The sequence below is a fragment of the Alteromonas sp. B31-7 genome (genome assembly GCF_015767655.1).
Lineage (GTDB): Bacteria > Pseudomonadota > Gammaproteobacteria > Enterobacterales > Alteromonadaceae > Alteromonas > Alteromonas australica.
Window position 1 is genome coordinate 803,073 of record NZ_CP065233.1, and the last position, 13,149, is coordinate 816,221.

Below are 13,149 nucleotides of genomic sequence, written 5' to 3' on the forward strand. Positions count from 1 at the left end.
GAATTATATTCATTTATGCCTAATATTGAAGATGGAGAATAGCGCCCCTGAAGAAACACAAGCGCCCGCGAAAGGGGAAAACTGTCCTCAGCGCCTTAAACTTCCTGCAAAGCACAATATTATACCTTAGGCAGAATAATCCCTATAGAAAGTTGCATTTCAAGCAAAGGAATAGCGTCGAGAGGTTTTATGTTAACGGTTAAGTCTCATCAATAAGGTCAGGCTGAGATTTAGGCAAGCAAATGTCAATGACAGTCCCTTTGTCTTGTTTACTGCTTACCGTGATTTTTCCTTTATGTTTTTCAATGGCAGTGTACGCGACTGACAGCCCTAACCCTTGGCCTTGGCCTTCAGGCTTAGTGGTAAAGAAGGGCTCAAAAATACGTTTGTGTAATTGGGGAGGAATGCCTTTTCCACTATCAAGCACTTTTACTGTTACGGTATCTTCCTGCTCTAAGAGGCTTATTTTAACGAAGCCCTTTTCTTCGATGGCTTGCGCCGCGTTTAGCACAATATTCATTAATGCCTGTTTTATCATACTGGGATCCCCAGTAACCTGGAGACGTTCTGCATCACACTGCAATTTGTATTGAGGTTTACCGTATTGCGTTGATATGAGTTTAATGAGCTGTTCTAGCAGCCCCTTTAATTCGATGACCTGCATTCCTTCTTTGTTGTCTAAAGAAAATTGTTTAAGGTTCTCTACAATATCTCTTACTCGCGTTAAGCCGTCTTGAGATTCAACGAGTAATTCATGAATGTCGTCTTTAAGCAAGGCATAGCGATTACTGTTATACAGTGCTTTGATTTGCTCTTTTAGTTCGCCTTCCATCTCGAAAAGGTGGGTTTCAACGCCGTCACATATAGCCACAAGGTGAGACGCATATTGGCTAAGCGTATCCAAATTGGCATTAACGAAGCCAATAGGGTTATTAATTTCATGGGCAATGCCTGCGGCCAGTTGCCCTGTAGACGCCATTTTTTCAGCCTGGATAAGATGGCTTTGTGCTGAGTCGAGTTTTTTAATTAATTTTCGTTGTGCCTCGTGCTCTTGCTTTAACGCATGAGAGAGTTTTTGTTGGGCTCGAAAGTAACTGGCTTGTGCAGTGACGTCTTGTAGAAAGATACACGCATAGGTATGGCCAGACTCCTTGTCTTTGATAGGCAGAATTTCCATATTCTGGTACATCTGTGTTTCTTCCCCCGTTATAGGGCGGCTACTTTTAAAAGGAAAAATATGGGGGCGCTGCTCCCAATAACTGAAGCTAGGATGGCGCAGCACAAATACCGATTTGAGCCGGCGTTTTAAAAACTTCCCCTGTTCAGTAAAAATGTCGGTAACGGGCGTTTTTTTATAGGTGTTTCGCCATTCGTGGGGCAACCTATCGAGAAAAAAATCGTTAAGGTAAATCACCTGGAATTGCGCATCGACCACGGCGATCCCAACAGGTAATTTACCCACGAGTTGTTCAAACATTAGGCAAGCAGTTCGTCGAGAGTCGCTTTCATTCGAGTGAGTGACTCATCGTCTAAGCAAAAGACAACGCGCATGGAGAAAGAGGAAATGGCAATAGCGAACTGTACCTCCATAACAAGGCTGTGCTGCCATTGTAGCTCATCGAAATTTGCCTTTTGCGGCGAGAATAGGGTTGGCATATTCAAGTTTGTGGACAGCTCTAATTGCTCGGAAAGGCCCGCTAGACATGCCCCGGCTAAGATATTTGAGAGCTCCAGAATAATTTCCTGGATATCCTCTTTGCTCAATGGTGCATCATACTCCATTAAACTAGCCACCTCATTTAACCCCGATTGCGATAGTACTGACATTACTTCGCCATGAACGTCGCCTAAAAACGATTGCCGAGTGTAAAAAGCATTTTGCGTTTCAAAAAGTAAAGTGTAAAGCTGTGTTGGCGTGACCGATGTGATTTTGGGGATAGAAATGTCTATTTTCGTTTCAATTAATTGCGCCAGTGAATTCGCCGCTTGACCCATAGAGATATTCAGTAGCTCTTGCAAGGCATCGCGCTGTTCTTCGTCAAGTGGTAATACAATGCTCATAAGTACCCCAATTCAAACATAGTCATGGCAAGCTCTTCTTTATCGAGGGGTTTGCGGATAAAACGCTTTGCGCCGAGTGACAGAACTATGCGTTGTTTTTCGGGTTGAAAATCTGCACTAATAACAATGACATTAGTTTTAATTTCCTGCGCTGAAAGGTACTCCAAAACGCCGACGCCATCGACTTCAGGCATGGTTAAATCGAGCAGGATGAGGTCAAAGGTTTGTTGCGCTAGTAACGCGATCGCCTCTTTACCATTCGTCGCTTCTGATATGTCGTACTCTAATTCTGGAGGAAGCGAGCGTATAACACTGCGCCTAGACAACTTTGAGTCATCTGCTACTAATACAGGTATCGCCATATAAAGCCTCCTCAATGGGCGTTACGGATAGCACTTTTAATAGAGTATGTGCAATAAATCCATTCACGCAAGCTAAGTGCTTTCAAACTCGCTAAAAGACTCACCTACGGTTAGATTGTATTTCAATGACTAGAGTATATGACAAAGGTGACTTTTATACGTATTAGACTTTTTGGGAAAGAGGGTGAAATAAAAGAAGTAGCGCCAGAGTGGAAGTATGGCGCTACCTATGTGTTAACTGTTTTGTTTTTTGTACATAGCCTCTAAGCTAGAAGGAATGGCATCGATATAACGCTTAACATCTGGAATTTTACCCATGCTTACCCGTGACCAATTGGTATACGAGCGATAGGTGCCGCGAATCAATACCGCTTTTTCCGCCATCGCAGCTTGGAAAAGATCAGCGTCGCCTTTTCCTAAATCGACAAAAATGAAGTTGGTGCTTGAGGGAAGTGCAGAGAGGCCATTGGCTTTAAGCGCATCCATCACTAAGCCTTTTGCTTCAACAATTTTTTCCTTTGAAAAGGTAATAAAAGCATCGTCGTTGTAACTGGCGATGGCCGCCGCTAGGCCTGTTTGGTTTAACGTGTAGCCAGCCATGCCATAGCTATTGATCCACGCCGTATTCTCTTCAGAGGCGATCAAGTATCCCACACGAAGCCCGGCTAACCCGTATATTTTAGAAAACGTACGAGCAACAATGACGTTATGGCCAGCCTTAACCAGAGGGATCATAGAATGCTTAGGGGGATCGTCAATAATTTCGTTATAGGCTTCATCCACTAACACTAGGGTTTTCTTAGAGGCTTTTATACAAAACGCTCTAAGCTTGTCAGGATCTAAAATTTTTCCTGTAGGGTTATTAGGGTTACAAATATGAACCATGGATATGGAGTCATCAATGGCGGCATACATCGCATCAAGGTCAATGCTCAAGTCGGCTGTATTGGGAATGCGAACAATCTCTGGGGCTCCCTGTTTTTCAGGCGCTTTTGATGTGGTATCCCAGAACAGATCTGGCCCTAAAATTCGTCCCTTTTTGCTTGCGGCTATTGCAGCGTAAGACAATATGGGACTCGATCCTGCGCTCATGGAAATGTTCTTTCGGGTAATTCCATGACGCTCGGCAATCATGTCCAGCAAGGTCATCGCTGCGGGGTAGGCATAGTAAGCTCCACCTTGTGCGGCGGCTTCTGAAATGGCCTTTAAGGCAGCAGGACTCGGGCCAAAGGGGTTTTCATTAGCATTTAGCTTTGCCACTCCAGCTTTGGGGCCAAAGTTTACCTTTGGCATGGTAGACGCCGCACTCACGCCACTGGATGTAATAATACCGCTTGCGCCTACAGCAGTAGCAGCAGCGGTACCACCTAAAAATAAACGTCTCGAACGACTATAAGACATGTCGATTCTTCCTTATTGTTTGTGTTTAAAACACTACATTGCTTTATAAAACATGGCGCTAGATACAATGACCAAATAAATGCCAAACAGGCGTTTTAGTTTCTTTTCACTAAAATTATGAGCCATTTTTGCACCAATTGGGGCGGTAAAAATTGAACCGATACTGATTGCTATAAGCGCAGGAATGTTAATGTAACCAATAGTGCCCACAGGTAGGGTGGCTGTTTCTGAGTGGCTCATGAATAAAAAGCCAATCGCACCTGGTAAACCTATTAGAAAGCCAACGCCGGCCGCAGTTGCGACGGCCTGTTGAATAGTGCGCTGGCACATCACCATAGTGATCACAGTGGGTGTTCCTCCACCAATACCCAATAGGGCAGAAAAACCACCGAGCACAAATGCCAAAATTGCTTTTCCTATACCTTTGGGCATAGAGAACACTAAACCTGGTCTAACAACAAGCTCTGGAAATAGAAAGTAAACCGAGTAAAGAAGTACGCCTGCAGCAAACACGACGGTTAAGCCATTTGCACTGGTATTGTTGGCAATAATGACGCCGCCAATTACACCTAACACAAGCCATACACTCCAAGAGCGGAGAATGTCAAAATCTACTGCGCCTTTCGCGCGGTGTGCCATAACAGATCGTGCGCTTGACACTACAATTGAAGCGAGGGAAGTCCCTATAGCGACTTTAACTAACTCTTCTGAAGGAGGGGTGAAAAACGGAAATACCGCTAACAATGCTGGAACGACGACGAACCCTCCACCGTTACCAAACAGACCTGCCGTGATGCCAGCAATAGCCCCTGTTAAGCAAAGGGTAACCACGAACCACAATAGTTCTATTTCCATTAAAAGTTTGCTCCAATGAATACTGCTAAAAACATAAATAAACCTTTAAGTTTTACTAATTTTAGGGCTGATAAACAAACACCGGCTTTCACCGGTGTTTGTTTTGAACGCTTAGAAGCGTGCGGCTAAACGGGTGTAGTAATAGCCACCTTGCCAGTCAACAACAGAAGCGGAGTCGTAGATTTGTCCACAACATGCATCTCCGTTAACGGTTGGGTCAGGATAGTTATCAAACAGGTTTCTCACTCCCACTGATAAAGTGAGGTTCTCATTAATCATATAAGAGCCTTCTATATCAAACATAAATTCTGAACCGTAAGTTTGAATAGTGTCTTCATTAATGACGTCACCATCATCACTACCTACATTTTCATATTCACCGTAGTAGCTTAACCTTGCTACCGCAGACCATACATCGTAGCTGTGGGTAACAGAGAAAACGCCGCGCATTTCAGGTGTGCCATTCTTAAAGTCAAAAATGTCCTCTGGATCTAAATACTCACTAGGATCTGAGTCAAAGTCGGTATCATTGTAGTTAACCGACCCAGTAATCATAGTTGTACCATAGGTGCTGTCCATTTTATAAGTCGCAACTACATCCAAACCTTCGGTAACTGTGTCAAACGCGTTTTGGAAGAAGAACACGCCACCAATAGATTCAGCACCAGATACACCCGCTGAAGATAATGCAAGGTAGTTTTGATAGGCATCATAGCCATCAGCATCAGGGTCAGTAACCACAGTGGTGGAAACATCACGGGTTGACACAGAGTAGAGTCTATCTTCCAACTTAATGTTGTAGTAATCCACCGTTAAGGTTAAGTCGCCATAGTTGGCAGTTAAACCAAGGGTAAAGTTGGTGGATTTTTCAGGTAACAGTTCTTCAGCACCAAGCGCTTGCGCCACTTCACCACCAGCTGGGAAGAGCCCCGTGGCTACAGGTTGCCCATTAGGCAAACGAGTGGACACGTTTGTGGTCCCTTGCTGACCTGGTGTTGGAGCTCTAAAGCCAGTTCCATATGAAGAACGAATACCTACATCATCGTTAATTTGATAGAAGGCGGCTACTTTATAAACCAGCTCTGAACCAAAATCTGAGTAATCTTCATAACGCAACGCTGCCTGTGCGAATAATGAATCAGTAATATCGCCAGAAATGTCGGTATACACAGCGTAAGAATCACGCTCATACGAGCCAGAGTAATCAGGAGAGTAACCAGGGAAGCCGTTAGATCCTACACCAACAATGGTGTAAACCGCATCAACACCCTCAAATCCGTCATCTTCAATACCATCTTCATCGGAATCGTTGCTTGTGTAGTTTGCACAATTGAGTGTTGAACCGTTGGCGATGACCGCCGCACCCGCTTCCGTGGTGGTATAATCGTCATTACAGAAGCCCCAAGGATCAGCCTGGGCATAATCACCTGCGAAATATGACGCTTCTTCACCTTCGGAAATTTCATAAGATTCATCTAAATAACTTAGACCAAACGCAAACACATACTCATCTAAATCATAGGTAAAGTCTGCTTGAAATTGGGTTTCTTCGTTCGTTAGGTCGCCAGGCTTAAAGGAAGTCGGTGATTCGTTACCCATTGACGGGTTAATGGTATTTGACAGCGTGTAAGAAATATCGTTGTAACCGTAGCGGCCACTGATGTCGTAACCCAATGCGCCAGACATGCCTTTAATACCACCTACTAAGGAATAGTCAGTCACATCACCGAAGAAGCGCGGCGTAAAACCGCCTGGGTATATTTCTAAAGGGCTCCAGATAGAACCATCTTCTAAGCGAAGATCTTCGATGGTGCCGTTGCCTGGATAACGGTAGTAGAATGAACCATCACCTTCACTTTCTGAGTAGTTACCAAACGCATAAAGCTCAGCATCGTCTGAAAGCGCGTAGCCTGCGTTAACAAAAATACGCGTACCACTGGTATTCGGTTGTCCCCATGGTTGAACCACATCTGAGCCATGCACTGAATTGGCCATTGCAGTGGCGTCTGCAATGTATTGATCTGATTGCTCATCAACGCAGAACCAAGATTCACAGTATTGCTCGCCACGATAGGTGGCTTCGCTGTCTGAGTATTCAGCAGATATACTTAAAAAACCGTCTTCGCCAAGAGAAAAACCTTTATTACCTGTAATGGTAATTTGGTCGCCGTCACCTTCGAAATAGCTACCGTAATCAGCGGTGAAAGAACCGCCTTCTGTGTTCTCTTTTAACTGAAAGTTGATAACACCGGCAATGGCATCTGAACCATACTGTGCAGCTGCGCCGTCACGTAACACTTCAACATTCGCAATAGCGGCTGTAGGGATAGTCGCAATATCAGGGCCTTGCGTACCCGAACCACCAATGGAAACCAAAGCAGCTCTGTGTCTGCGCTTCGAGTTTACTAGCACCAAGGTTTTATCCGTGGGCATGCCTCGAAGTGTGGCTGGACGAATAAACGTACCGCCGTCTGAAATGGGCTGACGACTTACAGCGTAAGAGGGCACGAGTGTCATCAAAACGTTGTTCATATCTGTAAACGCTACAGCTTCAATGTCTTCCGCGCTAAGCACATCTACAGGTACTGGTGAACTGGTGACTGAACGAGGAGCACCACGTGCACCCACCACCGCGATTTTTTCCAGATTTTCAGGTTCCGCTGCTTCCGTCTCAGCTTCTTGCGCAAGAGCGAGAGGAGCAGTAAGTGCTAGCGCCGCTAGCGACATACCGGAAAGTGCAGTTGTAATAGCGTGCTGAATTTTTGTTTTTCTCATGTGTATTCCCAGAATATGCAGTGTTTAATTTGTTGTCTGCTGCAGAAATAACGTTTGCTTCTGCTCACATATGGCACGCACAGGCACCGCCTCGATGCATTAAGCACACTATTATTGTTGTTAGCGATCGCCTGTGTTCGATATACAAGCTAAAAACTCTTAGCCTTTGGCGGAAGAAAAAAGAATATATAGGGGTATAAGGAAAATATTGAAGGTGTTTGTAATTATTTGTATTTAAAGAGAAATTATATTCATTTTTAATCGTTAAAATTTAAATCAATTAAGCTAATTAATTATTAACTAACATGTGTAAAGTTAAAATGCCTCGTTTCCTGGTACAGAAGTTGCTGTAACTTGCTGAAACAAAGTAGTTATTTTTGATAGCTGCGAAAGCGTTAAAAAACGAACTGTGTGTTAATTTATTGTAACTTGTTGATGGGGCGACACTTTTGAATTTTAAACAGCTTCACTATTTTCTCACTACGGTAAAAAAAGGAAGTATAGCTGCAGCAGCAAGGGAATTGGACATTGCACAACCGGCGATTAGCCAACAACTCGCCAGTTTAGAGCGAGAGATGGGAGGGCAACTTCTTACTCGCAGTTTTTCAGGAGTGGTATTAACCCCCGCGGGGCAAGTCTTTTTGAACCACGCTATAAAGTTGGTTGATGATTTTAATCTAGCGAAAAATGAGCTCAATGGCATCTTTAATCGCATTGATTGTGTGGTAAAAGTTGCCATGTTGCCTTCAATTGGGAACGTACTTTCCATGCCTTTAATCGCAGAAGTGAAAGCCCGACACCCCAAACTTACTTTGGATATTAGTACTGGCCCTTCTTATTCCGTCAAGAGTTGGCTGGAGGAAGGCAATGTAGATATTGCGCTAACTTACGAGCAGGAAGTTAACCCGCAATTTATGACGGTAGAGCCTCTCATTCGCGAAGAACTTCATCTCGTTGTTTCGAACGCGGCCACCAACAATGAATATCAGCATTTGCTTTCAAGAGACACTATCTCGTTTTGGGAAATTAGTCAGTTCCCGCTTTTATCACCCAGTACAAAAGATGCCTTAGGTAGGCTCATTGCGCACTATGAGCGCCTCACTGGAGTCAGTTTACAGCACGATCGCGCCTATTCAGGCCAGTTGATGACGGGATTGCGACAAGTTATGCAAGGTGAGGGGGTGATGATCTTGCCTACGTCGGCGGTGTTTCATTTGCAGGAATCAGGGTTAGTTAAGTTATTAAAAATTGTGGATCCGGAAATGCCAAGGTTGGTGCTCGCTGCTACCAATAAAACCGCGCCACTTAACGATGCTACCGCAAGAATGCTGTCTATCATTAAGCAGGTGGTGGCGAGTGAGCAAAAGCAACATCACTGGTGTGGTCTGCTTGCTTTCGCTCAGCAGGCTCAATCTCGGGGTGCCAGTTTATCGGGCAGCCTTATATCCAACTGAACGGGCAGGTGGTCGGAGAATACGCGGGTTCTTTTGCTCCTTAACTTGCGACAGTTAATCACCGTAATATCGTCGCTGGTCCATACCCTATCAAGAGAAAATAAAGGGAACTGGCTAGGGAAGGTTGCGCCTACTTTTTGCTGGTTTAGTAAGTTATCTAAGCCTCTAAAGGCGCGGGTGAAGAATTGCCATTCGTTAAAGTCGCCCGCCAACACAAGGGGCACAGGGTCGGATTTTAAGCGATTGGCCAAGTGCTCATGAAGCATGGCAAATTGAGAGCGGCGCTCTAGTTTTTTTAACCCTTTGTGGGTGTTCACTACCCTGATAGGCCCTTTTTCTGTTTGCAGTTCTACTATTTGCACGTTTCTAGGTTGCCGCCCTTCCTGACTGACATCGAAGGTCTCTTGTTTACGCACATTGAAGCGAGTGAGTATGGCGTTACCATACCACCCGCTGGCTTCTTGAATCGCAGGTGACGGCACCAGTTTAAAAGCATTGCCAGCGCATATGTCGTGAATGTCGCGCTCTATGGCCCGTTCCGAAGGGCGTGTGTCCATCTCTTGAAGTAGCACTACGTCAGCGCCTGACTCCGCGAGGAATTGACCAATTCGACGGTAGTCTTGCACCTTGTCTCGCCCAATTCCGCTATGAATATTATAACTAATTATGCGGCACATTCTTTCTCATCCGTGGCGGTTTTCTGTTTTCGCTCTTGGTAATAGCGAGCAAATTTCTGCGAGCCCCAGATCATTAACCCCCATAAAACGATACCCGCGACAAGATAGCCGATAGAGGTCGCAGACGGGTTTCTAAAAATTTGCGTAATAGAGTCGCCCACTAAGCCTTTGGCTATCATGGGGGGGAACATACCTAAGAAGGTTCCAATAAGAAATTGAACAATACCGATAGAAGAAATGCCCGCCACTAAGTTCACTAAGCTAAATGGCGCAATAGGTAGCATTCGAATGGCTGCAACACCCACGATACCGCTCTTTTTCAGTTTCTCGTCGACTGCTTCCACTTTTGGGCCGCCTATTTTTCGTAGGCCAGCGTTTCCTGAAAGTTTGCCAATACCGAACAATATGGCCGAACTCAATAGCGCGCCCATAATACCGTAGATAGGGCCCCATATAGGCCCGAAGATGGCCGCCACTGCAAGAGATAATACCGTCACAGGGAAAAACAAAATGCCGCCCACAACGTACACCAACAGTACCGTCGGTAGAGCAAAATAGGTGCCTCTACTTTTTTCTAAAAAGTCATTAATGCTCTCTGAACTTAGCCACGAAATAGACTGACTAGCCCAAAACATTAGGCCGCCTAAAATGGCAATAACGGCGATACCTAGCATGATCATAATACTGCGACGGCGAGGGTTACGAGCCGGCAACGCCGCCCCATCTAGAGTAGGCAGGGAAATAAGCGGTTCTTCTGGGTCAGACAGTGAACGGAATACGTTCTTCACTGAATGATTGGTAAACACTTCGTCACGCACTTCAGTAAGCACATAACCGTGGGCAATCTGACCTTGCATTAACGCGTCTACTGGATAGTCAGTGTCAAATAATGCTGGCATATCTTCCAGCTTTCGCCCGGTATGTTCTGCAAGTAAATCGTTTCGTACGTGTAAAATTTGCTGTCGGTTATGCTCACTATTGCCATGCAAAACAACGTCAATTTCTGTATCTAACGTCATAGAGCGATTACTTAGATTACTCGAGCCTATAACAAGGTATTTATCATCAACCGTCATGACTTTCGAATGTATTCGTTTGTAGGCTTTTCGGCCCTGCATGTCTTCAATAGAAGAGTAGGTGAGGCGAATACGTTTAGGGTCAATACCCTTCTCTAAAATAGCCTTAAACTCGATTCGACTGGCCCAAAAAGCCTCACATTCAAACTTACCTTTGGGTTCATAGGAGCTTACAAGTATGACATGCAAATTAGGGCACGCCTTGAGCCGTTTGTTAAGCGCTTCAGCGATTTCCTGACGTGTAGTAAATTGGTTTTCTATGTATATAAACGACTCCGCCTGATTAATTAAATCAAGCAGCATCGTGCGAACTTCTTGTGCGGGCTCGACTTCATCCATAAACGGGATAGTACGCGCCAATGCACAGCTTACATTTTCAAATTCTGGTGGAAAATCATCCGGCCAGGTGCGAGGTTTAGCCGCGGTTAAACCTGTGTCAGCTTCCTCTCTTAATGCGATAGGCTCGCTGTCAGCAACACGCTCCCAGCGCCATCTCACCAATGTTGCGAAATCTTTTACCACAGGGCCACTGGATACCATTTGTACATCATGCAGTGGTGGATATTCACCATCAGGGCCTTGACGCTCTTCCGACTGCACGGGGTGGTCTCGGGTATCCCAACGATTGGTTGAAATGTCCATACCGCCAGAGAATACAAGTTCGTCATCCACCACAATTATTTTTTGGTGCTGACTACCGCCCATAGGAATGGTGTCATCCAGTTGGGTTTCTACATTATCGGGTGTCTTTTCTTCCCATACTTCTTTGGCCCACATTTCACGTTGCGCAAAAAATGCTAAGGAAGAATCCCAGCGCAATAGATATATTTTAATATCGGGATTTTGTTCTGCTTTCCAGGCCAGTAAATCACTGACTACGCTTGGTGCTTCTGCGTTTTCTTCATCTTTACCTCTTAGCAATCTTATGCGGCTATCAATATCCCAGCCGACAATAAAAATGCTGTGTTGGGCTTTGGAAATCGCATTATGAAGCGCCTTGTAATAATTCGCGCAATCAATAAGCGGCGTCACATAGCGTGCTTCGCTACTGACCCAACAGTTTTCACCAGGGGTGAATATATTATTTTTAGTCACAATCTTTCTCCCGACATCGAATCCATGTCATTTTGTATAACAGGGAGAAGTGCAGGAATCATTCCTAATAGAGTGACGCTTTAAACTGCTCTATCTTATTGATATATATCTGAATAGATGAATGGGCTTTGATATGTAGTTAGCCCGTCAGTGTAACTTTTTCACGGAGTTCGGAAGTTAACGCCATATAGGCAAGGGGTTAATATGCCAGCTGCAGGGCGCAATTACCTTTCCCTTCTGGTCTATCAGTGGAGGATTCTGATGTGGCAGTTAGCGCAGCCGAAATAGAGTCAAACACACAAATGTGAGTGGTAAAAACCGGCGTGTTCGAATGTGTTTGTAGGTTGTGTGCAGTGAGGTCGTTAGCGAACCGGTCAGCAATCGCTAAAGAGGCCTCTTCCGGCACACCCTTTAGCACAGCGGCAAAAGTATCGTCTGACAATCGCGCTATCGTATCTTGCTCACGGGTGTATTGCTTAAGGCTGGAAACCACCTTTTTAATACTGTTTTTGTAAAAGCTTTCGCCCAGATCCTGTTTAATATCAGCGAGAGCATTGATTCTTACAAGAATAACAGAATGAGTAGAATAGGCAGGATAAGATTCAAAAAGTTGTATCATTTGCTCTCGAGAGTAGTAACCATCACAGCTAGGTGTCAGTGTGTTTAAAGGCACGCTAATTTCACTGGCAAGTGGGTTATTGAAAAGGGTAAACGCCAATACAATTGTGGCGACATCGACCAATATTAAACTCACTTGGTGGAGAAGATGGATGTCGCTGAATTCTCCTGCTAGCGTTAATGCAGCGGACACTACCCCATGGAAAAATAGCACAAACGCGCTTGCGAATAACAACTTCTTCATAGCGTATCCATGCGATCGAATGACCAGCCTTTCATTGTAAAGGGTGCCTTCACAAAGAAGTAATATGCATGCAGCGATACTCATATTAAGCGCTTCGGTAAGACTGGGTGAAATATAGAAGCAGAGGCAGGTTGCGATGCTGCCACCTACAAACGTCCACCACGCATAGGTATTCAATGAATCCTTCTTTTGTCGAAGCGCAGATAAACTCAAGAAGAGTTGGTAGCAACCTAATAGCCCAAAAACAAAGCCAGTGAGAATGAGCACAGTGGGCAATGGTAACTCGGTGGTAGTCCAACGTAGGATTAACGTTATCGCAATCAGTGCACAAGCCAAAGAAGCATGTGTATCAGCTTTCGATTTACCACGTTTCGCCTTCGTCGCTAAAGCGCTGCCAGTGGCAGTACATGCAGCGATAGCAATGAAAAATGAAAGGGAAACGAGACTTTGCACTTTGCCTACTCGAATAGTTAAGTCCCCATTATTATACCTAAGTATGAATCAGCAAAAAGTTAACTCCTTTACGGTGAC

General features: G+C 44.8%; 10 protein-coding genes. 1 reads left to right on the forward strand and 9 read right to left on the reverse strand.

From position 1 onward, the window contains the following. Positions 1-199: 199 nt before the first annotated feature. From IUA53_RS03475 to IUA53_RS03500, 6 genes are all read right to left on the reverse strand, one after another. Positions 200-1,477, reverse strand: a complete 1,278-nt coding sequence (locus IUA53_RS03475) for a sensor histidine kinase (protein WP_196898394.1) — start codon at positions 1,475-1,477, stop codon at positions 200-202. Then, entirely contained in the window at positions 1,477-2,061 is a 585-nt protein-coding gene (locus tag IUA53_RS03480; protein WP_044058071.1) for a chemotaxis protein CheX, read from the reverse strand. Before IUA53_RS03480 ends, IUA53_RS03475 begins: the two co-directional genes overlap by 1 nt. Continuing rightward, positions 2,058-2,423 carry a response regulator gene (locus IUA53_RS03485; protein ID WP_044058070.1) on the reverse strand — a complete coding sequence of 122 codons (366 nt, stop codon included), beginning with the start codon at positions 2,421-2,423 and terminating at the stop codon, positions 2,058-2,060. Before IUA53_RS03485 ends, IUA53_RS03480 begins: the two co-directional genes overlap by 4 nt. A 234-nt stretch (positions 2,424-2,657) precedes the next feature. Then, positions 2,658-3,824, reverse strand: a complete 1,167-nt coding sequence (locus tag IUA53_RS03490) for a pyridoxal phosphate-dependent aminotransferase (RefSeq protein ID WP_044448611.1) — start codon at positions 3,822-3,824, stop codon at positions 2,658-2,660. A 33-nt stretch (positions 3,825-3,857) separates the two neighbouring features. Further along, positions 3,858-4,679, reverse strand: coding sequence for a sulfite exporter TauE/SafE family protein (locus tag IUA53_RS03495; protein ID WP_044058068.1), 822 nt, complete (start codon positions 4,677-4,679; stop codon positions 3,858-3,860). A 111-nt stretch (positions 4,680-4,790) separates the two neighbouring features. Then, positions 4,791-7,454: a TonB-dependent receptor plug domain-containing protein gene (locus IUA53_RS03500; RefSeq protein ID WP_196898396.1), complete on the reverse strand. Its 2,664-nt coding sequence runs from the start codon at positions 7,452-7,454 to the stop codon at positions 4,791-4,793. Positions 7,455-7,903: 449 nt separating this feature from the next. Between IUA53_RS03500 and IUA53_RS03505 the strand changes: the two genes are divergently transcribed. Continuing rightward, positions 7,904-8,908: a LysR family transcriptional regulator gene (locus IUA53_RS03505; RefSeq protein ID WP_044058066.1), complete on the forward strand. Its 1,005-nt coding sequence runs from the start codon at positions 7,904-7,906 to the stop codon at positions 8,906-8,908. Here the strand turns inward: IUA53_RS03505 and IUA53_RS03510 are convergent. The 3 genes from IUA53_RS03510 to IUA53_RS03520 form a co-directional block, all read right to left on the reverse strand. Continuing rightward, a complete protein-coding gene (locus tag IUA53_RS03510) occupies positions 8,863-9,585 on the reverse strand; it encodes an endonuclease/exonuclease/phosphatase family protein (RefSeq protein ID WP_044058065.1) in 723 nt (240 codons plus the stop codon). The genes IUA53_RS03505 and IUA53_RS03510 overlap by 46 nt on opposite strands. After that, a complete protein-coding gene (locus IUA53_RS03515; RefSeq protein ID WP_044448609.1) occupies positions 9,573-11,759 on the reverse strand; it encodes a VTT domain-containing protein in 2,187 nt (728 codons plus the stop codon). Before IUA53_RS03515 ends, IUA53_RS03510 begins: the two co-directional genes overlap by 13 nt. 196 nt (positions 11,760-11,955) lie before the next feature. Next, complete coding sequence (locus tag IUA53_RS03520) at positions 11,956-13,071, reverse strand: diguanylate cyclase domain-containing protein (RefSeq protein WP_044448607.1); 1,116 nt, start codon at positions 13,069-13,071, stop codon at positions 11,956-11,958. Positions 13,072-13,149 lie beyond the last annotated feature (78 nt).